General features: G+C 72.2%; 21 protein-coding genes. 4 read left to right on the top strand and 17 right to left on the bottom strand.

Annotated features, from left to right (window positions below):
- The first annotated feature begins 39 nt into the window (after nt 1-39).
- Both IE274_RS33405 and IE274_RS33400 read left to right on the top strand, forming a co-directional pair.
- Entirely contained in the window at nt 40-1,002 is a 963-nt protein-coding gene (locus tag IE274_RS33405; RefSeq protein WP_190119692.1) for an ATP-binding cassette domain-containing protein, read from the top strand.
- Nucleotides 999-1,790, top strand: a complete 792-nt coding sequence (locus IE274_RS33400) for an ABC transporter permease (protein WP_190119691.1) — start codon at nt 999-1,001, stop codon at nt 1,788-1,790. The genes IE274_RS33405 and IE274_RS33400 overlap by 4 nt, the downstream gene beginning before the upstream one ends.
- Here IE274_RS33400 and IE274_RS33395 read toward each other — a convergent pair.
- Nucleotides 1,771-5,025, bottom strand: a complete 3,255-nt coding sequence (locus IE274_RS33395) for an ATP-binding protein (RefSeq protein WP_190119690.1) — start codon at nt 5,023-5,025, stop codon at nt 1,771-1,773. The genes IE274_RS33400 and IE274_RS33395 overlap by 20 nt on opposite strands.
- 204 nt (nt 5,026-5,229) lie before the next feature.
- Here IE274_RS33395 and IE274_RS33390 point away from each other — a divergent pair, with 204 nt between their 5' ends.
- Complete coding sequence (locus IE274_RS33390) at nt 5,230-5,832, top strand: DinB family protein (protein ID WP_190119689.1); 603 nt, start codon at nt 5,230-5,232, stop codon at nt 5,830-5,832.
- Nucleotides 5,833-5,840: 8 nt separating this feature from the next.
- Here the strand turns inward: IE274_RS33390 and IE274_RS33385 are convergent, their stop codons facing one another.
- A complete protein-coding gene (locus IE274_RS33385) occupies nt 5,841-6,266 on the bottom strand; it encodes a VOC family protein (protein ID WP_190119688.1) in 426 nt (141 codons plus the stop codon).
- 317 nt (nt 6,267-6,583) lie between these two features.
- Here IE274_RS33385 and IE274_RS33380 point away from each other — a divergent pair, with 317 nt between their 5' ends.
- Nucleotides 6,584-7,294 carry a phosphatase PAP2 family protein gene (locus IE274_RS33380; RefSeq protein ID WP_190119687.1) on the top strand — a complete coding sequence of 237 codons (711 nt, stop codon included), beginning with the start codon at nt 6,584-6,586 and terminating at the stop codon, nt 7,292-7,294.
- Nucleotides 7,295-7,314: 20 nt separating this feature from the next.
- Here IE274_RS33380 and IE274_RS33375 read toward each other — a convergent pair whose 3' ends face one another.
- From IE274_RS33375 to IE274_RS33305, 15 genes are read right to left on the bottom strand one after another with little or no spacing between them, the layout of a single operon-like run.
- A complete protein-coding gene (locus tag IE274_RS33375; RefSeq protein ID WP_190119686.1) occupies nt 7,315-8,640 on the bottom strand; it encodes a glutamate-1-semialdehyde 2,1-aminomutase in 1,326 nt (441 codons plus the stop codon).
- Between the two features lie 7 nt (nt 8,641-8,647).
- A complete protein-coding gene (rfbC, locus tag IE274_RS33370; protein ID WP_190119685.1) occupies nt 8,648-9,199 on the bottom strand; it encodes a dTDP-4-dehydrorhamnose 3,5-epimerase in 552 nt (183 codons plus the stop codon).
- The gene (locus IE274_RS33365) at nt 9,196-10,440 is read right to left on the bottom strand and encodes a polysaccharide pyruvyl transferase family protein (RefSeq protein ID WP_190119684.1); all 1,245 of its coding nucleotides are present in this window, start codon (nt 10,438-10,440) and stop codon (nt 9,196-9,198) included. The genes rfbC and IE274_RS33365 overlap by 4 nt, the downstream gene beginning before the upstream one ends.
- Nucleotides 10,437-11,411: a glycosyltransferase family 2 protein gene (locus IE274_RS33360; protein WP_190119683.1), complete on the bottom strand. Its 975-nt coding sequence runs from the start codon at nt 11,409-11,411 to the stop codon at nt 10,437-10,439. The genes IE274_RS33365 and IE274_RS33360 overlap by 4 nt, the downstream gene beginning before the upstream one ends.
- On the bottom strand, nt 11,408-12,703 hold the full coding sequence (locus IE274_RS33355; RefSeq protein WP_190119682.1) for an MATE family efflux transporter: 1,296 nt from the start codon (nt 12,701-12,703) through the stop codon (nt 11,408-11,410). Before IE274_RS33355 ends, IE274_RS33360 begins: the two co-directional genes overlap by 4 nt.
- Before the next feature lie 5 nt (nt 12,704-12,708).
- Nucleotides 12,709-14,007: a DUF4910 domain-containing protein gene (locus IE274_RS33350; RefSeq protein WP_190119681.1), complete on the bottom strand. Its 1,299-nt coding sequence runs from the start codon at nt 14,005-14,007 to the stop codon at nt 12,709-12,711.
- A complete protein-coding gene (locus IE274_RS33345) occupies nt 14,004-15,029 on the bottom strand; it encodes an NAD-dependent epimerase/dehydratase family protein (RefSeq protein WP_190119680.1) in 1,026 nt (341 codons plus the stop codon). The genes IE274_RS33350 and IE274_RS33345 overlap by 4 nt, the downstream gene beginning before the upstream one ends.
- A gap of 3 nt (nt 15,030-15,032) precedes the next feature.
- Nucleotides 15,033-15,680 (bottom strand): PIG-L deacetylase family protein, encoded by a 648-nt coding sequence (locus IE274_RS33340; RefSeq protein WP_190119679.1) that lies wholly within the window; start codon nt 15,678-15,680, stop codon nt 15,033-15,035.
- Nucleotides 15,677-16,471, bottom strand: a complete 795-nt coding sequence (locus IE274_RS33335; protein WP_190119678.1) for a glycosyltransferase family protein — start codon at nt 16,469-16,471, stop codon at nt 15,677-15,679. The genes IE274_RS33340 and IE274_RS33335 overlap by 4 nt, the downstream gene beginning before the upstream one ends.
- The gene (locus IE274_RS33330) at nt 16,468-17,721 is read right to left on the bottom strand and encodes a class I SAM-dependent methyltransferase (RefSeq protein WP_190119677.1); all 1,254 of its coding nucleotides are present in this window, start codon (nt 17,719-17,721) and stop codon (nt 16,468-16,470) included. Before IE274_RS33330 ends, IE274_RS33335 begins: the two co-directional genes overlap by 4 nt.
- Nucleotides 17,718-18,995 carry a glycosyltransferase gene (locus IE274_RS33325; protein ID WP_190119794.1) on the bottom strand — a complete coding sequence of 426 codons (1,278 nt, stop codon included), beginning with the start codon at nt 18,993-18,995 and terminating at the stop codon, nt 17,718-17,720. The genes IE274_RS33330 and IE274_RS33325 overlap by 4 nt, the downstream gene beginning before the upstream one ends.
- Before the next feature lie 16 nt (nt 18,996-19,011).
- Nucleotides 19,012-20,304, bottom strand: coding sequence for an O-antigen ligase domain-containing protein (locus tag IE274_RS33320; protein ID WP_190119676.1), 1,293 nt, complete (start codon nt 20,302-20,304; stop codon nt 19,012-19,014).
- A gap of 1 nt (nt 20,305) precedes the next feature.
- Complete coding sequence (locus tag IE274_RS33315) at nt 20,306-21,844, bottom strand: right-handed parallel beta-helix repeat-containing protein (protein WP_190119675.1); 1,539 nt, start codon at nt 21,842-21,844, stop codon at nt 20,306-20,308.
- A gap of 9 nt (nt 21,845-21,853) precedes the next feature.
- Nucleotides 21,854-23,821: a heparinase II/III family protein gene (locus tag IE274_RS33310; RefSeq protein WP_190119674.1), complete on the bottom strand. Its 1,968-nt coding sequence runs from the start codon at nt 23,819-23,821 to the stop codon at nt 21,854-21,856.
- On the bottom strand, nt 23,818-26,013 hold the full coding sequence (locus tag IE274_RS33305; RefSeq protein WP_190119673.1) for a bi-domain-containing oxidoreductase: 2,196 nt from the start codon (nt 26,011-26,013) through the stop codon (nt 23,818-23,820). Before IE274_RS33305 ends, IE274_RS33310 begins: the two co-directional genes overlap by 4 nt.
- Nucleotides 26,014-26,018 lie beyond the last annotated feature (5 nt).

Genomic DNA, 26,018 nt, shown 5'->3' with positions numbered 1-26,018 from the left:
GAAACCGCGCTGAATGCGGCCTGCCGCACCTTCTGCGGCATGACCACAACGACATCGCGCTCACTCGCCATCGCGGCCAAGGGGCTGCACAAGGCGTACGGGGACAAGACGGTCCTCGACGGCATCGACCTGGCGGTGCCCGGCGGCACCGTCTTCTCCCTGCTCGGCCCGAACGGCGCCGGGAAGACCACCGTCGTCAAGATCCTCTCCACCCTCATCGGCGCCGACGCCGGTGAACTGCGGGTCGACGGCCACGACCTGGCCGTCGACCCGCAGGCGGTGCGGGCCGCGATCGGCGTCACCGGGCAGTTCTCCGCCGTCGACGGGCTGATCACCGGCGAGGAGAACATGCTTCTCGTCGCGGACCTGCACCACCTCTCCCGCCGCGAGGGCCGTCGTACCACCGCCGCGCTCCTGGACCGCTTCGACCTGGTGGCGGCCGCGAAGAGGCCCGCCGCCACCTACTCCGGCGGCATGCGGCGCCGTCTCGACATCGCCATGACGCTGGTCGGCGACCCGCGGATCATCTTCCTGGACGAGCCGACCACCGGCCTCGACCCGCGCAGCCGCCACACCATGTGGGGCATCATCCGCGAGTTGGTCGCCGACGGCGTCACCGTCTTCCTCACCACCCAGTACCTAGAGGAGGCGGACGAACTCGCCGACCGCATCGCGGTGTTGAACGACGGCAGGATCGCCGCCGAAGGGAGCGCCGACGAGCTGAAGCGGCTCATCCCGGGCGGACACGTACGGCTGCGGTTCGCCGACCGGTCCGCGTACCGCTCCGCCGCCGTCGCCCTGCGCGAAGTCACCGCGGACGAGGAGTCGCTGACGCTGCGGCTCCCCAGCGACGGCAGTCAGCGCGAGCTGCGCGCCCTCCTGGACTGGCTTGACTCCGCCGACGTCGAAGCGGACCAGGTCACCGTGCACACTCCCGACCTCGACGACGTGTTCTTCGCCCTGACCAGCGGCGCCGACAAGCCCGCGGAGGCGGTCCGATGAGCTCCCTCTCCCCCGCCGTACGCGACTCGTTCACGATGCTGCGCCGCAACCTCCTGCACGCGCGGCGCTATCCGTCGCTCACCCTGAACGTGCTGCTGATGCCGATCGTCCTGCTGCTGCTCTTCGTCTACGTCTTCGGCGACGTGATGAGCGCGGGCATCGGAGGCGGCGGCGCCGACCGCGCCGAGTACATCGCCTACCTCGTGCCGGGCATCCTGCTGATGACCATCGGCGGCACGCCGGCCGGGACGGCGGTGTCCGTCACCATGGATATGACCGAGGGCATCATCGCCCGCTTCCGGACCATGGCGATCCACCGTGGCTCGGTACTCATCGGGCACGTCGTCGGGAGCGTCCTGCGGGCGGTCATCAGTGTGGTCCTCGTGGGCGCCGTCGCCGTGGCCGTGGGTTTCCGGTCCACGGACGCCACGGTCCTGGAGTGGCTCGCGGCGTTCTGGCTGCTCGTGCTGGTCACCACGGCGTTCACCTGGATCGCCGTGGGAATGGGCTTGGCCAGCCCGAACGCCGAAGCGGCCAGCAACAACGGGCTGCCCCTGATCATCCTGCCGTTCATCTCCAGCGCCTTCGTCCCGGTCGACGCGATGCCGAGCTGGTTCCAACCCATCGCCGAGTACCAGCCGTTCACCCCGGCCATCGAGACCCTGCGCGGCCTGCTCCTCGGCAGCGAGATCGGCAACGACGGCTGGATCACCGTCAGCTGGTGCCTGGGCCTGGGCACGCTCGGCTACTTCTGGGCGACGTCGCTGTTCAACCGCGATCCCGAATGAGCGCGCGGGCCGCGTCCCGCAACTCGTCCAGCCCCAGGGCGGCGTACCCCGACACCGCGTCGGCGTACGCCGCCCCGTCGGCGTGCTCGGCCGCGTGCCGGGCGCGGGCCGCCGACATGGTCGGCTGGAACTCGCGCAGCACGCGCAGCCGTTCGGCCAGAGCGATCATTCGTACGGCATCGGCGGCGGCGCCCGCACCCGCGCTCCCCTCCGCACGCGCACCCGGACGGACACCGGCACCGCTGGACGCGAGCCCCGAAACCCCCAGCGCGTGCAGCACCGTCCCGTACACCGGAAGCTCCATGGGCGACCGTGACGGCCCGCGGAGCAACGTCCGCAGCCGCTGCCGCAGCCGGTCGACAGCCTCCTCGACGACCTCAAGACGGCCGGCGTACGCGTGCGCCGTCACAGCCGCCGCCTGGATCTCCAGTGCCCAGGGGTCGATCCAGGGGTCGCCGTGGTACCTCGAACCGGTCTCGGCCAACCGCTCCATCGCGCCGCGCCACAGGCCGAGCCCGGTCTCCGGCAGCCCGCGGACGAGCGCGATCTCGGCGCGTACGCCGATGTCGGGGCTGTAGAACCCGTCCTGCTGTGCGCCGCCGGCCTCCACCTGCCGCAGCCAGTGCTCGGACTCGTCGAGGTCGCCGCGTTGCAGGCAGGCGAGGGCGAGGCCGGAGCGGATGCCGATGTAGTCGTGCTCCTCGCCGAGTCTCGGCAGCGCCTCCAGGGCGGCCTGCAGATAGCGGTACGCGTCCTCGCCCCGCCCTGTCTTCAGGCACAGCTCGCTCAGCCGGGAGTAGCTCATGACCTGCAGGGACGGGTAGTCCACCGCGGCCACCGCGGTGATCATCCGGTGGGCCGAGGCGAGCGCGCGGTCGATGTCGTGCTGGTACTCCCAGACGTAGGTGGCGACGCACTCGGCGATGCCCGCGACCAGCGGCCGCTCGCTGTCGCAGAGCGTGCGGAGCACCGCGTGGTCGGGAGGGAGCATCTCGGGGACCGCGCTCAGCACCACGGCGGTGGCGCGCAGCAGGGTGTCCGGCGGGGCCGGGGGCAGCCGTCGCAGGGTGACGAGATGACGTACGACGTGCGAGCCGTTGAAGAGACTCGCCGTGCACAACACGGCTGCGGCGCGGGCCACTTCGACGTACGCGGGCTCGGGGTGGTAGTGCGACAGGGGCGGGCCGGTGTCGGCGGCGAGGGCGGCGAGGCGGGGGTAGTTGGAGTCGGTGGACCACACGGCGGCGAGGACGGCGGTGACGGCGGCCGTGGTGGGGCCGTCCGTGCGGGCCAGGGCGTGCCGCAGGGCCGCGACGAGGTTGTCCTGCTCGGCCTTGATCAGCTCCCAGGCGGACAGGGGTTCCGAGCCGAAGAGGAGGTCGTGGTGGGCGACGCCGAAGTCCCGCGCCCAGGCGAGGAACCGGCCGACGGCCTCCTCTTCCCCACCCGCCCCCGCGACATCCCGGCCCGCTTCCGCACGTTCCCTACTCGCCTCCCCGAACTCCCCGCCTGCCTCGGCGGGTTCGTCGCCCGCTTCCGCGAGCCGGGCCGCGCTGAACTCCCGTACGGTCTCCAGCATCCGGAACCGTACGCCGACCGGGGTGTCGGCGACGGTGAGCAGCGACTGCTCGGCCAACTGCGCAAGGAGCGACAGCGCGTCCTCGCCGAGGACCTGCTCCGCCGCGTCGCCGCTGAAGCCGCCGGGGAAGACGGACAGCGTGCGCAGCGCCGCCCTGGCGTCCCGCGTGAGCAGGTTCCAGCTCCATTCGACGACCGCGTGCAGGGTGCGGTGGCGTTCCGGCGCGTCCCGGGCCCCGCCGCGCAGCAGCGCGAACCGGTCGCCGAGGCGGCGGGCGATGTCCGGCACGGACAGGACCCGTACCCGCGCCGCCGCCAGCTCCACGGCGAGCGGCAGCCCGTCCAGGTGACGGCACAGCTCGGCCACCGCGTCCGGCGGCAGCCCGACGCCCGGCCTGGCGGCCCGGGCCCGCTGGGTGAACAGCTCGACGGAGGTGTCGAGCCCGAGTTCCGGCAGCGCGTACACCGCCTCGGACGTGAGGTCCAGCGGGGCCCTGCTGGTGGCGAGCACCGTGAGGTCCCGCGCGGACGCGACCAGGGCGTGTACGAGGCCGGCGGCGCCGCCGATGACGTGTTCGCAGTTGTCGAGGACCAGCAGGGCGGGTCCGGTGCCGAGCACGCCGAGGATGCCGGTCACGGGGTCGACCGGGGTGTGGCCGGTCACAGCGCCGTGCCGCCCCTCCCCCGCGCCGAGCGCGGCGGCCACCTCCGCCGCGACGTCGTCGTCCGCGGTGACACCGGCGAGCGGCACGAAGTGCACCACGCGCTGCTCGGCCCGGCGGCTGACGGTGTGCGCGAGCCGGGTCTTGCCGAGACCGCCGGGGCCGACGACGGTGACGGCCCGTGAGGCGCGCAGCAGCTCCTCTACGTGCGCGATGTCCTCGTCCCGGCCGAGGAGTTGGTTCGGCTCGTGCGGTACGCCGTGCCGGACTGCAAGCGCTTCGCCGCGCAGCAGCTCCTGTTGTACGGCCTTGAGCCCGGCGCCCGGTTCGGTGCCGAGTGCGTCGCGCAGCTCACGGCGGTACGTCTCGTAGCGGGTCAGTGCGGCCGATGGGCCCGCCGTCGCCGCCGTGGCGCGCAGCAGCTCGGCGAGGACCTCCTCGTCGCGCGGGTGCTCCACGGCGATCACGGCCAGCGGTCCTGCCGCCTCCGGGTGCCGTCCGAGGCGGGCGAGGGCGAGCGCCTGGGCGCGGGCGAGCGTGTCGAGGACGGGGGCGCGCTCGGCGCGCAGCGCGGCCACGGGGTCGTCGGTGCCGTGGACGTCGGGGGTGCCCGGCCACAGCGCGAGCCCGGCCTCGGCGGCGGCCAGCGATCCGGCGTGGTCCCCGGCCCTGGCCCGGTCGGCGCTCGCGGCGGCGTGCAGCAGGAGGGCGGAGCTGTCGACCTGGTCCTCGGTGAGGGCGAGCCGGTATCCGGTCGGCGTGCTCGCGATGGTGTCGGCGCCGAGCTGCGCCCGTGCCCTGGACACGAGGACCTGCACCGCTTTGCCCGGCCGCTCCGGCAGCTCGTCCGGCCACAGCCCGGCCACGAGCCGCTCGGTGCTGCAGCCCGTGGCCAAGTCCCCCGCGAGCAGCGCGAGGAGGCCGCGGAGCCGGGGTGCGGTGACCTCCTGCCCGCGATGGGCGACACGCGACAGCAAGGTCAGGTCGGTGCTCATCCGTGCAGGTTAGCCAAGCCGGCGGGCGGCAGGTCAGCCACTGCCGACCAGGCCGCGTACCGCCTGGGTGGGACACACCCCGGCAGCACGCCGAGCCACCACCCGACCCCACCACATGGACGACAGCCACCTCGGAGACTTCCTGCGCGGACGCCGCATCGGCCTGCGGCCGGGTTGTCAGTGCCGGGTGGGAGACTGCGGGGCATGATCCGACACGACGCGAAAGCGGACCTTCTCCGCTACCTGCAGGAAGCCCGCGAAGCCTTGCTGTGGAAGCTGGACGGGCTCTGCGAGTACGACGTCCGCCGTCCTCTCACACCGACCGGCACCAACCTGTTGGGACTGGTCAAACACGTCGCGTCGGTGGAACTCGGGTACTTCGGCGACGCGTTCGGACGGCCGTACTTCGACGAGGCGCCGCCGCCCTGGTGGTACACGGAGAACCCCGAGCACACCGCGGACATGTGGGCCACCGCGGACGAGTCCCGCGAACACATCGTGGGGCTGTACCGACAGGCGTGGGAACACTCCGACACCACGATAGAGACGCTCGGCCTGGACGCGATCGGCCAGGTCCCGTGGAGGCCCGAGGAACGGCGAGAGGTGACACTGCATCACGTGGTCGTCCGCATCATTGCCGAAACCCATCGGCACGCCGGTCACGCGGACATCGTGCGCGAGCTGATCGACGGCTCCGCCGGGCGGTTGAAGGACAAGGACAGCATGCCGCCAGGTGATGCGGCGTGGTGGGAGGACTACCGGGATCGGCTGGAGCGGGTCGCGCGGGAGGTCGGCAGGACCGACTAGGAGACTGCTCAGTCGACGCAGAACTCGTTGCCCTCGACGTCCTGCATCACGATGCACGAGTCGGTGCCGTCGTACAGCAGTTGCACGCGTACCGCGCCGAGCGGGATCAGGCGTGCGCACTCGGCTTCCAGTGCGGCCAGGCGCTCTTCGCCGACGAGACCGGTGCCGACCCGTACGTCGAGATGCACCCGGTTCTTGACGACCTTCCCCTCGGGAACGCGCTGGAAGAACAGGCGCGGGCCGACACCGGAGGGATCGCCGCAGGCGAAGAACGCACCCTGTTCCTCGGGCGGGCGCGAGCGATCGAAATCAGCCCACGTGTCGAACCCCGTCGGTGGCGGCGCCTCGTAACCCAACACCTCGCACCAGAAGCGACCCACGCGCTCGGGCTCCGCACAGTCGAAGGTGACTTGGAACTGCTTGATCGATGACATCGGCGCACGATAGCAGGGGGCTCTGGTGCCCGTTTCCCGGTGTGGATCCGGATTGTTGGTTAGGGTGACAAGTAGTGGCTGATCCCGAAATGCCCCTGGCCAGGGCGGTTTTGGTCGTTGGTGGATGGGTCGGACACGACGAGGGGGCTCGCGTTGGATCGCCTGGCCGGAGCGGACCTGGGCGTCGGCCCAGACCAGTTCGTGTGTGACGGGCTTGATGGGCTTGATGGGTTGGCCGTGGTGCTTTGTCCGGCCGCGTCGCCCGCGCAGGCTCACAGGAACGTCACTGCCGTGGACCGACCAGGCGCGGTGAGCGTGTGACCGGCCGGTCGGGGCCCCCGGTGCTGCCCCCGTCGCTGCGCGCATGGCTCGGGCTGATCGCAGCCCTCGCCGCGCTGGCGGTCGTCGCGCTCGGCGTCCGCTATGCCGGTGACAGCGAACCCGGCACGGTGGACCGGTGGATCGTCTCGCCGACGGCCGACAGCGTGCGGCCGCCGTGGCGGAACGTCGCCCTCGCCACGGACTTCTGGGGGGAGCCCGCCGGAGCGGCGCTGTTGGTCGCGGCCGCCGTGGTCGGTTGCCTACTGCTTCGGCGTCGTCGCGCAGCGGTGCTCGTCGTGGTCGGCCCCGGCGTGGCCGTGGTGACGGCGACGCTGCTCAAGCACCTGGTGGGACGCACCATCCACGGCCCCGACAACCTGTCGTACCCGAGCGGGCACACCGCCTTCGCCACCGCGCTCGCCCTCTCGGTGGCGCTGCTCGCGACCAGCCGGTTCGGCCTCGCAAGGACGGCCGGCGTCTCCCTCGTGCTCGCCGCCGCGCTGGTCGCGGGCGCCGTCATGGGCTGGGCGCAGGTCGCCCTGAGCGCGCACTACTCGACCGACGTCCTCGGCGGTTGGTGCACCGCGCTGGCGGTGACACCGGCGACCGCGTGGCTGGTCGACCGGACGGCCACCCGGCTGGGCGACCGGGCGGCCGACCAGCCGGGCGAGCGGACTTCCGACGCCGGTCAGCGCGAGCCTCGCTGACGTAGCATCACTTCACCGCGTCACGCCAAGCGGCGGAACACGGGCTTCACCGGCCGCCCGCCCAGCCACGGCGTGGGGTCACCGGCGTCGAGCGCCTTCCGGTAGGCCGCACACGCCTGCGCCACCACCTCGACGGTGCGATCGATGTCGGCGTCGTCGAGCGCGCTGCTCACCACGAACGACGGGGCGAGGACTCCGCCTTCGATGAGTCGGCGCAGGAACAGGGTGCGGTACTCCTGCGACGGCTGCCCCTTCTCGTCGAGGGTGGCGAAGACCAGGTTGCTGGCCCGGCCCCGGACGACGACGTGATCGCCGACGCCCATGCCGGACGCCGCCGCGCGGACACCGGCGGCCAACCGCTCGCCGAGGGCGTGCAACCGCGCGCTGATGCCCTCCTCGACGTACGTGGCCTGCACAGCCATCGCGGCGGCGAGCGAGTGCGTTTCCGCGCCATGCGTGGTGGACAGCAGGAACACCCGCTCACCGGAGTGGCGAAGGCCGCCCCGCTCCATCAGATCGCGGCGCCCGGCGAGCGCGGAGACAGCGAACCCGTTGCCGAGCGCCTTGCCGAACGTGGAGAGGTCGGGCACGACCCCGTACAGGCCCTGAGCGCCCGCCTCCGACCAGCGGAAGCCGGTGATCATCTCATCGAAGATGAGGACGCAGCCGTGCCGGTCGGCCAGCTCGCGCAGGCCGGTGAGGTAACCGGGTGACGGCTCGGTGTGGCCCGCGGGTTCGAGGATCAGGCAGGCGACCTCGCCCTCGTACCGGGTCAGCAGCTCCTCCGTGGCGGCCAGGTCCCCGTAAGGGAAGGCCACGGTCAGCTCGGTGGTCGCCGCCGGAATCCCGGCGGCCATCGGCGTGGTGCCGATGAACCAGTCGTCGACGGAGAAGAAGGGATGGTCGCCGCAGACGGCCACCCGCGGGCGCCCGGTGACGGCGCGGGCGAGGCGTACCGCGGCGGTGGTGGCGTCGGAGCCGTTCTTCGCGAACTTCACCATCTCGGCGGTCGGCACCGTGGCCAGGAAGCGTTCCGCGGCCTCGACCTCCACGATGGACGGCCGCACGAAGTTGCCGCCTCGGTCGAGTTCCCGCCGCACCGCCTCAAGGACGCGCGGGTGCGCGTGGCCGAGGCTGACCGACCGCAGCCCTGACCCGTACTCGATGTAGCGGTTACCGTCGACGTCCCACACGTGGGCACCCTGGCCGTGGCTGATGACCGGGGCCAGGTTCTCGGGGTACTGGTCGTCGCCCTTGGCGTAGGTGTGCGCACCGCCGGGGACCATGGCGTGCAGTCGCTCGTTCGCCCGCCGCGACCGGGGCAGCGGGAAGTCCTCGTTGTCCACGCCGACTTCAGCTCTCTTTCTGCTTCAGGGCCACGGCGAGGCTCGGCGCCTCCCGGTCCCGCTGGGACATCGACGTGGCCGGCAGCGGCCAGGGGATGGCGAGCTCCGGGTCGTCGAAGGCGATCGTCACGTCCTCGGCCGGGTCGTGCGGGCGGTCGATCCGGTACGAGGTGTCGGCGGTCTCGGTCAGCGCCTGGAAGCCGTGCGCGCACCCCGCCGGGATGTACAGGGTCACCTGCGTCTCGCCGGACAGCTCGAACGAGGCCACGTTGCGGTACGTCGGCGAGTCCGGCCGCAGGTCCACGACGACGTCGAAGATCTTCCCGTACGAGCACCGCACCAGCTTGGCCTCGCCGTCGCCGGAGCGCAGGTGCAGGCCACGCAGCACGCCCCGGACCGAGCGGGACACGCTGTCCTGGATGAAGGCGTCCGGGTCCAGGCCCACCGAGCGGACCACGTCGGCGTCGAAGGTGCGGCAGAAGAAGCCGCGCTCGTCGGCGTACGGCGTCGGTTCGAAGAGGTACGCGCCGTCGATCGCCGGGACTTCGGTCGCTTTCATGGAGTCTCCCGCAGGGCAGTGGCTTGGGGCTGGGCGCGGTCGGTCGCCGGGAACACGGCCGTGGTCAGGGCGGTGAACTGGTGCGTCAGGCGCCGGGTGGCCGCCTGGTTCCGCTCGGTGAGGGTCCGCCGCAGCTCCGCCGATCGCTGCTCCAGCGCCCGGAACTGTGCGAGCAGCCGGTCGGCGTCGACCTCGCGGGCCGGGTGGCGGTACGCGGCGAGGCCCATCTGCGCCATCAGCGCGTCGCTCTTGGCCGCGTAGCTGAGCGCGAGCGTCGGGGTGCCGACCTTCAGGGCGCAGATCAGGTTGTGGTAGCGGGTCGCCACCACGGTGTCGGCAGCCGCCATCTCCTTCATGAGGTCGGCGAGGGAGGCCGCTTTGGCCGCGGTGACCAGCGGCGAGTTCACCGCGGCGAGGATCGCGGCGACCACCGGCTCATCGCACGCGTCGCCGGTGACCAGCCGGACCGGCCTGCCGTCCTCGACCAGCGCGCGGACGAACCGGGTGGTCCCGTCGAGGTAGCGCCGGTGGATCTCCTCGGCGCGGGCGCGGTCGTCGTCGCCGCCGTGGAAGTCCATGACGCCGACGCAGACCGGTCCCGGCGAGTCCGAGGGCGGGCTCGCCGGAACCGTCGGCAGGGCGAAGGCGAGGTCCGGGTAGACCTCGTCACGCGCGGTGTCCACGCCCATCCCCCGCATCGCGTCGCGGGACAGGTCGTCCCGGTACGACCGGTACCTGGCGCACCGCGCCGACCAGCGCACCAGGGCCCGGGTCAGCCGGTTGCCGATCGGCGCGGCACCGACGCCCACCAGCGCGACCCGGGTGCCGAGCAGTCGGCCGGAGGCGCAGAGCAGGAACAGCGAGTACGGGAAGCCCCAGGGCCGCAGCGGCAGCGTGGCCTCCAGGACGCCCATGCCCGGCACGATCACCACGTCGTGCCGCCGCACCCAGGCGGCGGTGCGGACGACGTCGACGAGCTTGCCGAGCCCCTTCCCGGCGATCGCGCCCGCCCGCGACGCGGTCCGGTACTCCCCGCGGTACCAGTGCAGCCGCGTCGCGGGGATGCCGTACCGGGCGGAGACGACCTCGGGTCCGCCGCACAGCGCGTCCACGACCGCCTTCGGGTGCTGGGCGCGGAGGTAGCCGAGCACGGCCTCCAGCGACCCGTCGTTGCCGAGGTTGCCGGAGCCGAGCAGGCCGAACACCCCGACGCGCACCGGGATTTCGGGCGCGGACGTCACGCCTGGCTCCCTTCATGACCCTCGCGGCCTCCGCGGCCTTCACGTCCGGCGACGAGCGCGTCGACGGAGACCGTGTGCCGCGCGGGGTCGACCGGGGCGCGGTCCTCGACCCGCTCGCCCGCGCCCGGCCGGACCCGGCTGGCCATCCACGCGGCCAGGTGCCGGTAGCAGGCGCGCCGGTCGGCCGAGGACAGCGGCGCCCGCCGGATCGCCGAGACGAAGCCCCAGACGTACTCGGCGAGCAGCCGGGGCGTCGGGTGCAGCGGCCCGGACCGGCGCGGGTCCAGGTTGACGCACCGGGAGCGCTTGGAGGGGTTCGCCCGCTCGGCGCGGGTGGGGTGGTCGCGGCGGAAGTACAGGAGTTCCGGCACCTGGTGGAAGGGCCCGTGCAGGCCGATCTCGGCGACGAACGTGCGGTCCGCGTGGTGATAGCTGTCGTGCGGCTTCACCCGGCGCAGTACGTCGGCCCGCATCACCCCGTAGAAGTCGTCTCCGCCGGGCTCGAACAGCATGCTGCGGAAGCGCTTCGGGGCGCTCGGCGAGTCGGTGGCGAGCGTGTACTCGTAGGGGACCTTCACCTGGCCGTTCTCGTCGATGACCGCCTGGTCGGCGTGCGCGAGGATCACGTGCGGCCGCTCGTCGAGGGCCGCTACGCAGCGCTGCAGCAGGTCACGGGCGTACAGGTCGTCGTGCGAGGCCCACTTGAACAGTTCGCCGCGGCACTGGGTGAACACGTAGTTGTGGTTCGGCGCGGCGCCGATGTTCCGGGCGAGCCGGATGTAGCGGATGCGCGAGTCCTGCGCGGCGTACTTGCGGCAGATGTCCTGGGTCCCGTCGGTCGAGGCGTTGTCGGAGATGACCAGCTCGAAGTCCGCGTAGGTCTGGCCGAGCAGGGCGTCGAGCGCCTCGGCGAGGTACTCCTCGCCGTTGTAGACGGGCAGGCCGATGCTCAGCCGGGGTTGGGCGGTCATGACGTCCTCACTTCGGGAATGGATGGGTGGCGGCGCTCGCGCAGGGCGATCCGCAGCTGGAGCCACCACACGGCTGAGCTGATGATGGTCGCGGCGGCGACGCCCCAGGCCGAGCCGACCGCGCCGTCCACGGCGGCACCACCGAGCCCGCCGCCGACATAGCAGGTGGAGGCGAAGAGTTGGGCGCGCAGGCTGCGCCGGGCGGCGGCGAGGGCGCGCAGTCCGGCGGCCGCGCCGATGCCGAGGCTGCTGCCCGCGACGCCGAGCGCAGCCGGCACGATGAGGTCCGACGCGGAACCCCAGACGTCGCCGAGCACGAGCTCGCCGCCCCGGTCCGGCACCAGGAGCAGCGCCGCGCCCCACAGCAGCGCGGCGCCGGCCAGGGCGCCGGACAGCATGAGGCAGAACCTGCCGAGGCGGTGCGGGGCCTGCCGCAGCACCCGTGCCGCCTCCGGGACCGTGACCAGTGACAGGCCCATGAGTACGGCCAGGAACGGGCCGAGCAGGAGTTCGGCGCCCCGGACCACACCCACCGCGCTGACGCCGACGATCGCGCCGAGCCCGTACGCCCGCAGCTGGGAGGCGCCGCTGACGCCGACGTTCTCGACGAGGTACCGGTAGCCGAGGTCACGCTGCTCGCGCAGCCATGCGCGCGCCCCGGTCGGCTGGGGCCGGATGCCGGACTGGAGGCAGCCGTACGCGGCGGCCACCGCGGCGGCGGCGCCCCAGGCGAGTACGAAGGCCGCGACGCTGCCCACCCGGGCCGCCACCAGCAGGGCGGGGACGAGCGCGACGCCGCCCAGGAGGTCGTTGACGAACGCTTTCCGCCCGGTGCCCGCGGCGAAGAACGAGTACCGCCAGGCGTCCTGCAGGAGCAGCCCCGGCAGCACCACGCCGAGGGCGGCGAACGCGGGCCCCACGCGGCCGCCGACGCTCAGCCCGACCACCAGGCACACCGCGCCGATGGCACCGCCGACGCCGAGCGCGGTACCCGACGACCGGGCCGCCGCCGCGCGCCAGGACTCGGTCGACACGCCGCTGAAGCGCACCACGAGGGGGTCGGTGGCAAGGCCGCGGGAGACGCTGAGCACCACGCCGTAGGTCACCCAGGCCAGGCTGAACACGCCGAACGCCGACAGGCCCAGCGAGCGGGCCACGTAGATCCCCACCGCGAAGTTGGTCATGCTGCAGACCGCCTGGTCGGCCAGGCCCCAGGACAGCCGGCCGGCCATGGCCCGCCTGGCGGTCGGCCGGGCCGCCGCTGCCGCCTGCTTCTGCTTCCCGGTGGTCATCGGCGTCACGCCTTGAGCAGCCCTGCGTCGTGCAGGGCCCCGGCCGCGGCGGCGACGGTGTCGAACGGCAGCCCGGCCCGCTCGGCGACGTCGAGGAGACTGTGCTCGCCGTCGGAGAGGCTGAGCACCCACAGCATGGCCATCTGGGCCTGTTTCGCGTCGCTGCGGCCGCCGAGCGAGTCGTACAACCCGCGTCGCCCCAACTGCGGCTCCCCGTAAGGGCTGAGGTTGACGTACCGCCGGTTGCGGTCGAGTACGCCGAACGCCTCGCGGCAGACGGCGAGGGTGTCCGCCATCGCCTCCGGGGAGACGAAGTCCGGGTTGTCCGCCGAGGTGTGGTACTCGGGATACCCGGCGTACGGAGTCCGGCTGAGCGAGCCCACACCGAGGTCGAACCCGGGCGAGCAGTACTGCCGCTCGTCGTAGCCGTACGGGGTGAACTCGGTGACGTGGTGCGGCCGTTCGGAGGCGGCGAGCACCTGCCGCAGCACCCGGTCGATCTCCGCGTCGCCGCGCCTGCTCTGCTTGTACGTGAGCTGCCCCGAGTCGCCCGCGCAGGCCAGCACGAGCCCGTGCTTGACCCGCTCGATCCGGTCCGCGTTGCGGGCCAGCCAGGTGATCGCCCCGATGGTGCCGGGCGCGTAGATGAACCGGTAGGTGTAGTACGGCGTCTCCTGCGCCAGCGCGCGGGCCAGGAACGTCGCCACCGCGATGCCCGCCAGGTTGTCGTTGGCGAGCGACGGGTGGCAGGTGTGGCAGGAGACGATCACCTCGTCGGCCACCTGCCCGGGGACGACGTGCTCGGCGTAGGTGAGATGGCCGTCCGCGAGCGTGGAGTCGACGCGCACCTCGTAGTCGCCGTCGGGCAGTGCGTCCAAGGTCTCCTGGGCCAGGCAGAAGCCCCAGGCCGGCTTGTAGTAGCTGGTGCGGTACGGCACCCAGCCCGGGTGGTCCGGCAGGGTGTGCAGGTGTTCCCGGAGTTCGGCCAGCGGCATGGTCCGCGACACGGGCACGCTGTAGCCGAGCACGTGCAGGCTGGACGCGGCGAAGTCGACGACCCGGTTGCCGGAGGCGTCGGCGATGTACGCGTCCCGGATGTTCCACTCCTGCGGCACGGTCCAGTCGAGCACGTGCGTCCCGGTCGGCACTTCGTGCATCTGCAGGGGGACGTACTCGCCGACGATGTCCAGGGTGGCGCGCACGCCGTCGCCGGTGATGCTCCGGCAGAGCGGGTAGAGCCGCTCCACCAGCGCGTGCATCTGCTCGCCGGTCGAGGTCGCCGGCTGCTCGCCGGACGCGGTCATCGGCGCCGCCGCAGGGTGTCGTCGACGGTGCCCGCCTCGGACGCGGCGCGCAGCACGGCGAGGCGGGTGAAGCGGTGCTCGAAATTCTCCTGGGTCAGCCCGAACTTCCGGTAGGCCTCGGCGAGTTCGAGCGCACCCTGCCGTACCGTCCACGCGCAGTCGAAGCCGGGAATCGCGGCCCGGAACCGGGAGAAGTCCACCCGGTAGGACCGCGGATCGGCGCCGGTCTCCCCCGTGATCACCACCTTCGAGCCGGACACCGCCTCGGCGACCTGCTCGGCGATCTCGGCGACCCTGACGTTGTTGACCTCGCTGCCGATGTTGAACGCCCGGTCGTGCACCGCTTCGCGCGGCGCGGTCAGCGCGGCCGTGAAGGCCCGTGCGATGTCGGCGGCGTGCACCAGCGGGCGCCAGGGGGTCCCGTCGGACATCACCAGGACCTCCCCGGACAGCAGCGCGTGACCCACCAGGTTGTTCAGCACGATGTCGGCGCGCAGCCGGGGCGAGAAGCCGAAGGCGGTGGCGTTGCGCATGTAGACCGGGCTGAAGTCGCCGTCGGCGAGCGTGTGCAGGTCGTCCTCCACCCGCACCTTGGACTCCGCGTACGGCGTCACCGGGCGCAGCGGGGCGTCCTCGCCCACCAGGTCGCCGCCGCCCGCCGCGCCGTAGACCGAGCAGGTGGACGCGTACAGGAAGCGCCGCACGCCGGCCTCGCGCGCCAGCCTGGCCAGGCTCACGGAGGCGTGGTGGTTGATGTCGTAAGTGAGCTCCGGCGCGAGCGATCCCAGCGGGTCATTGGACAGCGCGGCCAGGTGGATCACGGCGTCCACCCCGGCGACGTGTTCGGCTGTGACGTCACGCAGGTCCACCCGGGGGCCCGCGGGGTCCGCGGGCCTCGGGCCGAGGACGCAGTCGGCGAACAGGCCGGAGTCGAGGCCGACCACCTCGTGCCCGGCGGCGGCGAGGACCGGGGCCATGACGGTGCCCAGGTAGCCCTGGTGTCCGGTGAGCAGTACGCGCAAGGTTCAGTCCCCCAGATCGAGCATGAGTTTGGTGGCGGCGAACGCCTCGGCGTACCGCGCGTGGCATTCGATTCCGCGGATCCGCGCGAGGCCGAGGAAGGCCTCGCGGTCGTACCAGGGCCGGTGCCGCTGCGAGAGGTAGTGCTCCTGCAGCAGCCGCACCTTCTGTTCGGCGATCTCCGGTGTCAGCGGCTGGTACGCCGACGGGCGGCCGAGGTCGCCGTCCCACTTGACGATCTCGTAGCCGAGGACCAAGTGGTCGCGGAACGCGGTGGGTATCAGCTTCGCCAGGCCGCGGTGGTCCTGGTGCGCGTCCTCGGTACGCGGCGCGAGCACCAGGTCGGGGTCGCTCTGCCCGCGTAGCTCCTCGACCGCGGCCTTGGCCTCCTCCCAGCGCGTGGGGAGTCGGCCGTCCGGCAACTTGAGGACGGTCAGGCGGAGTTCGGCGCCCGGACAGAAGGCGGCGAGCGCGGCCCGCTCCTCGTCCTCGCGCTCGCTGCCGCCGCCGGAGAGCACCAGCGCGTCGACGCGCAGGCCCGGCCGGGCCAGGCACAGGGTCAGCAGCGTGCCACCGGCGCCGATGGCGATGTCGTCGCAGTGCGCGCCCACCGCGACGATCCGGTCCAGGCGCCCGGGTCCGAGCCGGATCACGCGCTCACCCCGGACTTGTCCCGCTCCCACACGGCCCACGGCCGGTCGCCCCGGGCGTAGGCGTCGTCCAGCGCGGCCCGCTCCTTCACGGTGTCGGTCGGCTTCCAGAAGCCTCGGTGCTGGTGCGCCACCAGTCGTCCCTGCTTGGCCAGTTGGGCGCAGCCGTCGGCGACCAGGTCCCCGTTCTCCGGGATGTGATCGAAGACCTCCTGACGGAGCACGAAGTAGCCGCCGTTCTCCCACAGCGGCATGTCGCTCACCGCGGTGATGCCTCCCACCAGGCCGTCCTCGGCCAGGTCCACGCAGTGGAACGAGGACTGCGGCGGCACCACCATCATCGACGCCCCGGCGTCGCGCCGGGCGAACTTGTCGATCATCTCCGGCAGCGGGGCGTCGGTGAGCACGTCGGCGTAGTTGGCGAGGAACATCTCGTCGCCGTCCAGGTGCTGGCGCACCCGGCGCAGTCGCTCCCCGATGGGTGACTCGATGCCGGTCTGCGCGAACGTGATCGTCCAGTCGGCTATGTCGGTGGACAGGAGCTCGGTCCGGCCGCCTCTCAGCACAAAGTCGTTGGACGTCGTCTCTTCGTAGTTGAGGAAGAAGTTCTTGATGTGGTGCGCCCCGTATCCGAGGCACAGGATGAACTCCGTGTGCCCGAAGTGCGCGTAGTAGCGCATGACGTGCCAGATCAGCGGCCTGGGGCCGACCATCGCCATCGGCTTGGGCACGTCGTCGGCGGAGCCGCTGCGCATCCGCATCCCGTAACCGCCGCAGAACAGGACGACCTTCATGCTGTGACCTCTTTCACGACGCCGGCCTCGACCACGCTCAGTTCCGGGATGGGGAAGACAAGACGACCGCCCCAGTCGTGGACGAAGGACAGTTGCTCGATGAGCTCGTCCCGCAGGTTCCACGGCAGGACGAGGACGTAGTCGGGCTTGTCGACGGCGATCTGCTCGGGCGGCAGGATCGGGATGCGGGTGCCCGGGGTGTACCTGCCGTGCTTGTAGGGATTGCGGTCGACCGTGTACGCGAGCAGGTCGGGCCGGATGCCGCAGTGGTTGAGCAGGGTGTTGCCCTTGCCGGGAGCGCCGTAGCCGACGACCTTCTCGCCGCGCTCGGCCGCTTCGATGAGGAACTTCAGGAGGTCCCGGCGCACCTTGTCGACCCGGGCGGAGAACTCGGTGTACCCGGACAGCTCCTGCAGCCCGGCCGCCTTCTCGCGGGCGAGGACGTCGGCCACGCGCGAGGACGGCTCGTCGGCCACCTCGGCGGGGCGGGCCCACAGCCGGATGGAGCCGCCGTGCGTGGGCAGCAACTCGACGTCCACGAGGGCGAGTCCGCCGCTCGCGAGGGCCCGGATCGCGGACGCGACCGTGTAGTACTGGAAGTGCTCGTGGTAGATCGTGTCGTACTGGTTCTCCTCGATCAGGGTCAGCAGGTGCTGCACCTCGATGGAGACCCAGCCGTCGTCGGCGACCAGGGCGCGCAGGCCCTCGGTGAACCCGACCACGTCGGGGATGTGCGCGTACACGTTGTTGGCCACGACCAGGTCGGCCGGGCCGTGCTCGGCGCGGACGGCCGAGCCGGTGTCCGGGGACAGGAACTCCGTGAGCGTGGGCACGCCCGCGTCGCGCGCGGCGGCGCCCACGTTCACCGACGGCTCGATGCCCAGGCAGCGGATCCCCCGGTCCACCACGTGCTTCAGCAGGTACCCGTCGTTGCTCGCGACCTCGACCACGAAGGCGTCGGGGCCGAGGCCCACCCGCTCCGCGGCGTCGGCGACGAACGTGCGCGCGTGCTCCACCCAGGAGGTCGAGAAAGAGGAGAAGTACGCGTACTCGCTGAACGTCTCCTCCGGCGTGATCAGCGGCGGGATCTGCGCGAGCCAGCAGTCGGTGCAGACCCGCAGGTGCAGCGGGTACGCCGGTTCCGGCTTGTCCAGTTGGTCCACGGCGAGAAAGCTCTCGCACGGCGGGGTCGCCCCCAGATCGACGACGCTCCCCAACGCCGCCGAGCCGCAGAGTCGGCATCGTGTCATTTACTGCCCCCATCCCTGCCCGCGCGGGTGCCCCGCCGCGAGCCAGCGTTTCCGTTCCTTACCGGCGGCGCGGTGTGCCCGCCGCCCGACCGACCCGCGATCGCGGTGCGGTACCCCTCCACCAGGCGCTCCAGGCCGACGGCCGGGCTGAACCCCTGCTCGTATCGGCGCCGGGCCGCCCGGCCCATCTCCCGGTTGCGGTCCGGCTCGGCCGCGATCCGGCGGATGCAGGACGCGAGCGCGCCGGCATCGCCCGGCCGGTGCAGCAGCCCGGTCACCCCGTCCTCGACGAGTTCGACGAAGGCGCCGTGCCCGGCGGCGACGGCCGGGACCCCGGCCGCCATCGCCTCCGCCACGACCAGGCCGAAGGTCTCCATCGCCATCGACGGCGCCACCACGGCGACCGACCGCGCGACGGCCTCCCGGCACTGCTCCGGGTCGCGCAGGCCGAGGTAGCGCACGTCGTCCCGGCCCGCCGCCCAGGCGGTCACCTCCCGCTCCAGCGGCCCCGCCCCGGCGAGCACGAGCGGCACGCCCACACCGCCCGCCGCGGCGATCTCGTCCCACGCGGTCATGAGCAGCCGCATGCCCTTGGCCTCGGCGAGGCGGCCGAGGAAGAGCAGATGCTCGCCCGCTCCCGCTCGTCGGACGCCCGGGTCGGGGACGAAGTTGTGCTTCACCGCGAGCAGTTCGGCCGGCATGCCGGACCGCACCAGGACGTCGCGCTGCGCCGCGGAGATGCAGAAGAACCGCTCCACGCCGGACCACCAGCGCCGCCGGTTGACCGCCAGGCTGACCGCGAGCGGCACCGTCGCGAGGCGGGAGTTCCGGTAGCAGCCGTGCCGGACGGCGGGCAGCGCCGCCCGCGACCCGACGCACTCGGTGCACTCCCGGCCGTCCCGGTGCAGGGTGCCGGGCAGGCAGACCTGGGTGTAGTTGTGCAGTGTGGCGACGACGGGCACGTCGGCGTCGGCGCAGGCGGCGAGGACCGCGGGCGACAGGAGCGGGAAGACGTTGTGGACGTGCACCACGTCCGGCCGCTCGGCGCGGAGCCGGGCGGCGAGTTCCGAGCGGACCGCCGGGTTCCACGGCACCAGGAGCGGCACCTTGACCTTGCCGAGGAGGGACCGGGCGGCGATGTCGTCGCTGCGCCGCTCGAACACGTCGACCCGGTGGCCGGCCGAGCGCAGCACCGCTGCCTCCTCGTCGACGACCCTGTTCTCCCCGCTCGGCTGGGCCGAGGAGTAGCGGTTGTGCACTACTAGGACGTGCAAGTCATGCATGGTCGGTTCACCTCCGGGCCCATCGCGGGATACGTCGTCTGGGGACTTCGGCCTTCGTCAGGGCCGTGGCCGGGGCGGGCGTCGCCAGGAGCGAGGCGGCCAGGGCCAGGTGCAGCAGGTACGGCGAGGCGTCGCCGAGGCCCGCCTCGGTGTACGAGGAGATCGCGCAGTAGCTGATCAGGAAGATCGCGCAGGCTCTCGGCACCGACGGCGGCCGCAGCAGCGCGACGCCACCGAGGGCGATGATCATCGCCGCCACGATGGTGATGCCGAGCAGACCCTGCTCGTGGTAGACGGCCAGCCAGCTGTTGTCGATCGGCAGCCCGCCGAACGACTTGTCGCTCAGGCCGACCCCGAACACCTTCTCCCCGGTCGTCCGGGGCGCGGCGAGCAGGGCGTCCCAGACCTTGGCCCGGCCGGTCAGGTTGGACATGTTCTCCTGGCTCTGTCCGCGCAGGTACCAGGCCTGCATCGCGGAGCTGAACGCCACCGCGGCCACCACGGCGATGAGCACCGTCCAGGCGAAGAAGCGGCGGGCGGCGGCGCTGCTCAGGACGAGCGAGCTGATCGCGAGGACCAGCCCGACGAGCAGGCCGAGCGTGGCCGTCCGGGTGTGGGTCAGGGCGAGCAGGACGATGGACGGCACGATGATCACCGCGGCGCTGGCCTTGTCGGTCATGCGGCCGAGCAGGAGCAGCACGGTGAGACCGATGATCACCGCGGCGTACTGTCCGATCTGCGGCGGGGTGAGCGGCCACAGCGCGCCGACGAGGCGTCCGCCGTAGTACTCGGGCATGGCCGTGCCCGGCGAGACGACGAGGCCCGCGGCCACCGACACGAGTACCGCGAAGTACATCCGGATGTGGTGCCGGACGAACGTCGTGCTGCCGTCCCACCAGCGGCTGAGCAGCCACAGTGTGCCGACGAAGAGACCGAGGCGGGCGCAGCGGAACAGCGCGCCGTACCCGACCTCCAGGTTCGCGCTGGAGATCACGCTCGGCACCAGCAGCAGGGTGAGCAGGAACACGAAGGCGCTGGGTCGGATGCGCAGGTGGAGATTTACCGCGAGCGCCAGGGTGAACGCGGTGACCAGCGCGCCCATGGTGGCCATCTGGATGAGGGAGCGGGGCAGCGGGACGACGGTCTTCGCCCCGGCGGAGCCGAGCGTGTTGAGGGCGAGCAGCGCCCAGACGATCCCGACGGTCTTGGGTGGGACGACACGGCGCGGTTCGGCGTCGGGCCGGGTGCCCGCCGTGTCCGGTCCGCCCGGCAGTCGGCGGCGTATCAGGTCTCCGCCCATCTCAATCACCGGCCTGTGGGGCGAAGGTGCTGCCCGCGTCCTGCCGGTAGGGCGTGCTCTGCCACTGGCCGGAGTCGAGGTTCTGGTCCGTGTCCGTGGGGACGAAGCTCCACGGACCGCGGTAGGCGTTGTCGTGCCAGCGGTTGCGCTGCTTGTGGGTGATCGCCTCGGCCACCCGCTTGCCCTTGTACGGGGACCACTTGGGATAGGTGCCGTAGTTGGAGAGGACCGCCATGCGGCCGCACTCCGTCTTGCACTTGACGACGGACGTGTCGAGGACGAAGCGGTTGTCGTGGATGTCCACCCGCTGGGTCTTCCATCGGCAGTCGGCGTAGAGCGGTGCCTTGGTGATCCCCGGCCGTGCGCAGCGTTTGGTGTTCTTCACCAGCAGCGTGCAGTAGCCGGTCGAGGTGTTGGCCGGGCTGTTGCAGAACCGGTCGGCGTTCTCCCAGAGGGTGATCCCGTTCCAGTTGTTCTCCAGCACGTTCCGGGAGATCTCGATCTTGTCCGTGCGGGCCCGGATGCGTGGTTCGCCGCCGGCCTCGGAGATGTAGATGGTCGCGTACGGGAAGTTGTCGCCCTTCTTCGCGGCCTTGCGGCCCTCGACCCAGTTGTTCCGCCGGATCGTGTTGTTCCGGATGACCGCGTTGTAGCTGGTCTCGTACATCACCGCGACGCCGTCGTTGGCCTCGATGACGTTGTCCTCGATGCGGAAGTCGTTGTTGTTGTTGTCCGCCCACAGCCCGGCGCCGCGGTTGTCGTGCACCCAGTTGCCGCGGATCTCGGCGCCGTTGACGGCCCAGAACTTGATGCCGCCGGTGCAGCCGCAGCCCGGCCGCTTCCGCTCCCAGTCACCGGTGTTGTTGCCGACGATCTCGTTGCCCTCGACCACCAGGCCCTTGATGGAGTCATCGGTCTTGTACGCGTTCATTCCGTACTGCCCGTTGTTCCGCAGGCAGCTCGCGCGGACCTGCTGTCGGGCACCGGCCATCAGCCCGGCGCCGGAGTTGTGCTGGATCTTGGTGTGCTCGATGACCCACCCGTCGGCCATGTCGTGGTTGACCACGCCCTCGTCGTGCGGCGCGACGAAGCCCTGCACGGTCAGGTAGCGGATGGTGACGTCGGGGGCGGTGCCGCTGAACGCGTAGTTGTTGGTCTTCCGGCCGTCGAGCACCGCGCCCGGCGCGCCGAGGTAACGGTTCCCCTTCTTGGTCATGACCTGGGAATAGCGGTCGGGTTCGAGCTTGTGCTTGCCCGGTCGCAGCCAGAACGTGGTCTTCGGAGGGTTGCTCCTGGTCTTCTTGGCCAGGTCGCCGACCACCGCGGGGTCGACCGTCACCGCGCCCGCCGGTGCCTTGGCGGGACCGGCCGCGGGCTTGGCGCACATCCGGGCCACGGCCTTGGAGTGCGCCCCGGACGTGGATGGCCTGCCGGTCGGCTTCGTCGGCGCGTCCGGCGTGCTCGTGCAGCCGGTCGCCGCCAGCAGGACCACCGCCAGCGGTGCCGCCGGCAGCGTCCAGTGCCGCCACTTGATCCCCACGCGTCCTCCTTAACCGCGGAACCTGAGTACGGTGGTGAACCTCTCCATGCCGTCGGCGACGCCCGTGCCGACCAGCGTGGTGGTGGGTCCCTTGCGGCCGAACCCGGCGGAGTACCAGCCGAGCGGCGGGTCGCTCTCGCCACGATGCGCCTGCCAGCTCAGCTCCCCCGGCAGGTCGAGCACCGCGGAGCGGTCCTCGCCGTCCCGGGTCCAGGTGAGCACCGCCCAGTTCCCCACCAGGTCCGCGGCGATCGCCGGGCCGAGGTGGAACGCGAGTCGCACGGCCCGGCGCTGACCGTGTTGGCCGCGGACCTCGTCGACGACCCGCAACTCCTCGTCCGCGGTCAGTTCCACCTGGCGGCGGTGCACGGAGCCCTGGTAGCCGTCGTGTTCGGCGCACCAGCGGGATGTCCCCCCGCTGGCGGCGTCGGCCGTGTCCGCGACCAGGACGCGGCTGCGGGCGTGCCGGGTCCACAGGAACGGGCCGCCGGAGCCGGACTGGTCGGCGCCGTCGAGCTGCAGGGTGTTGTGGCCGAGGGTCGACCGGAAGTACTGCCGCCACTCGGGCTGCCCGTGGTAGCAGTACGTGCCCGGGTCGGCGAGCACGTCGACTCCGTCCTGCCGGACCTCCACCGACAGCGCGTCGGCGTGGGCGTGCGCGGCGATGGACAGGAACCCGTGCGGGCCGCCGTCGCAGCGGCACCAGATCTCCCCCGGGCCGCGCAGGATCGTCATGCCCGCGTCGGCGAAGTGGGCCGGGCGGTGTGCCGGGCGGGTCACGGCCGGTGCGGTCTTCGCGTACGGCCGGATGAGCGCGGCGAGCAGCGGGGTGCGCACGTCGGTGCCGGTCACCGTCGGCCACCAGTCGAGCCGCCCGAACACGGCGTCCCCAGTGGCGAGCAGCGAGCCCCAGCGGTCGGTGCCCGCGCCGTCCACGACCAGGCCGTGCCCGTCGTCCGCGTCGCCCTGGCGCGGCGGCCGCAACCGGTTGTCCACGATGGCCGCGAGCGCGTCGGCCATCCGCAGCAGCACCAGGCGCAGCGACGCGGGGACCGGCACGTCGGCGGCGTCCGCCTCGGCCACGGCGGCCAGGCCGAGTTCGAGGACGAGTCCGTGGTACTCGGTGGCCAGCTCGCGGTTGAGGCCGGAGTGGAAGGTGTTGGCGCGCAGCTGCCGCTCCAGGGACCGCAGCGCACCGGCACGCCAACGCGCCGAGGCGGGGAACCAGTCGAACGCGCAGGCCGCGGCGAACTGTCCGGCGGTCTCGGCGATGACGTGGTTGTTCGACGAGGACCCCCGGCTGGGGAAGGCGGCCAGCCAGCGCTGGTGGTGCCAGATCTGGTTGCGGGCCACCGGGTTGTCCTCGAAGAGCCCGGCCGCGCCCGGCCAGCCGTCGAGCAGCCGGCGGATCCACACCCAGGACAGGAGTCGGATGCCCAGCTCGATGCCGCTGATCCAGTGCACGCCGCGCAGCGGCGGGTTGGCCTTCCACCACGATCGCAGGTGCTCGGCCACGCGCTCGGCGTACCGCTCGTCCCCGGTGATCGCGTAGGCGGCGGCGAGCACGGTGAGGTACTGGTGCCGGGAAAGCTCCCAGATCTGCTTGATGTCCCCGACCGCGTCCTCGTTCCGGTACGGCACGTCGAAGGCGTAGCCCCACGGGGCCCGGCGCCCGGTCTTCGGGTCGCACCACCAGTCCGGATCGACCAGGTCGTCACGGACCACGCCGAAGTACTCGACGTGCCCGTACATCAGCCGGCCGGCCTCGGCGACGAGGCGTTTCGCGGCGTCCGGCGGGATCGCGGCGACCGTCCCCGCGGGCAGGACCGAGGTGAACCGGGCGTCGGTCACGTCCGGGCAGTCCGGCCGCGCCGACCGCCACCGCCGCCTGCGCACCGCGTCGAGGGCCCGGCCGCCGACCTCCTGCGGTCCCATCCGGGACAAGCGCCTCAGATACCAGGCCGGGCTCATGGTCATCGCGCCCTCGCCAACGTCACCGGCGCGCCGCCGGCCAGGCCGGTCCGCACCGCGAGGGTGGCCGCCGTGGTGGCGACGAGGGACTCCAGCGGCACGGGCATCGGCCCGCCGGTCCGTACGGCCTTGATGAACGCGGCCAGCTCGGCGTTCTGGCCCTTGTCCCGGGCCTTGGGAAGGCGCGAGCTGACCCACTTCTTGGGGCCGTGGACCGAGGCGCGGACGAAGTCGTCGAGCCGCAGCACCTTGCCGTCCGCGACGAGGTCCAGCGTCTCCTTGGGGAAGCTGGGCGCGCCGATGGTGACGTAGCTGATGGTGGCGGTGGACCCGTCCGGGTAGTGCAGGACGACCTGCAGGTCCTCGTTGCCGGCCGGGGCAACCGCGTACACCGAGACCGGGTCGGCGTCGAGCAGCCAGCTCGCCGTGTCGATGAAGTGCCCGCCCTCCCCGGCGAACCGCGAGCCCTCGGTGCCCTGTTGGAGGTACCAGCTGCCGTGCTGGAGTCGGCCCGCGTTGACCAGGTAGCGCAGGCTCGCCGGTCCGGTCCGGGCGCCGAACCGCTTCTTGGCCTCCTGCAGCAGGGGCGCGAAGCGGCGGTTGAAGCCGACCTGCAGCCGGTCGTTGCCGGACTCCTCGACCGTGGCGAGCACGCCGGTCAGGTCGTCCTCGGTGAGGGCGAGGGGCTTCTCCACGAAGACGGCCTTGCCCGCGAGGAGTGCCTTGCGGGTCAGTTCGGCGTGCGAGCTGTGCCGGGTGACGACGAACACCGCGTCGATGGACTTGTCGCCGAGCACGGCGTCGAGATCGGTGGTCGCCTCGGCGAAGCCGAACTTGCGCTTCGCGTTGGCCGCGGACAGCGCCGTCGTGGTGACGACGGTCGACAGTGCGACGGCGTCGCGCTCCGCAAGGTGGGGAAGGAGCATCGACGTCGCGTAGTTTCCGGCGCCCACGAACGCGAGGCGCACCGGTGTCCCGGCGGGCCGGGCGAGGGGGGCCGCTCCGGCGCCGCGCCGCTTCACCTCGGGCACGGCCACCGCCGGGGCCGCCGCCGGGGCTTCCGCGTCGCCCGCTTGTCCGGGGTACCGGAACAGCACGGCCACGGCCTTCAGTTCGCCTTCCTTCAGGCGCTGGTACGTCTCGACGGCGTCGTCGAAGTCGGCGATGTGGGAGACCAGGGGCTCCACGTCGACGCGGCCGCGGGCGAGGAGATCGAGGAAGCACGCCAGGTTGCGGCGCTCGGTCCAGCGCACGTAGCCGATGGGGTAGTCGCGCCCTTCGAGTTCGTACTCCGGGTCGTAGCGCCCGGGACCGTACGAGCGCGAGAACCGTACGTCGAGCTCCTTCTCGTAGTACGCGTTCCACGGCAGGTCCAGGCGGCACTTGCCGATGTCGACGACGCGGCCCCGGTCGCGGCACAGCTTGGCGGCCAGCTCGACGGGCTCGTTGCTGCCACCGCCCGCGGCCAGGTACACCTGGTCCACGCCGTGACCGTCGGTGAGTTCGGCGACGGCGGCCGCCACGGCCGCGGACGCGGGGTCGCCGCAGGCGGCGGCGCCCAGGCCCTCGGCGAGCTCGCAGCGCGCCGGGTCGGGGTCGACCCCGACGACGCGGGCCCCCGAGGCGGTGAGGAGCTGCACCACGAGCTGGCCGATCAGGCCGAGGCCGATGACCAGGGCCACGTCGCCGAGTTGGGGCTCGCCGCGGCGGACGCCCTGCATCGCGATCGACCCGACGGTGCCGAAGGCCGCGTGCCGGGGCGCGAGGCCCTCCGGCACCGGGGCGTAGAGGTTCTTCGGCACCCAGTTCAGCTCGGCGTGCAACGCGTGCTCGTTGCCGGCGCAGGCCACGAGGTCGCCGACCTTCACATCGTCGATCCCGGGGCCGACCTGCTCGACCACCCCGCACAGCGAGTAGCCGAGCGGCGTGTAGGAGTCCAGCTTGCCCATCACCTTGCGGTACGTGGCGGGCACCCCGTTGGTGGCCACGCTCTGCATGACCTTGGCCACCTGGTCGGGACGGGAGCGGGCCTTGCCCAGCATCGACATCCCGGCCTCGGAGACCTTCATGAGCTCGGTCCCGGTGGATATCAGCGAGTAGGCGCTGCGGACCAGCACACCGCCCGGCTTGCATCCCGGCACCGGCACGTCGAGCACCGCCAGCTCGCCGCTCTTGTAGTTCTGCACAACTTGCTTCACCCGAA

This window comes from Streptomyces flavofungini (assembly GCF_014650815.1).
In the GTDB taxonomy this organism is placed as follows: domain Bacteria; phylum Actinomycetota; class Actinomycetes; order Streptomycetales; family Streptomycetaceae; genus Streptomyces; species Streptomyces flavofungini.
Note: the sequence above shows the minus strand (reverse complement) of the source record. Positions and strands in the feature narration are given on the sequence as shown.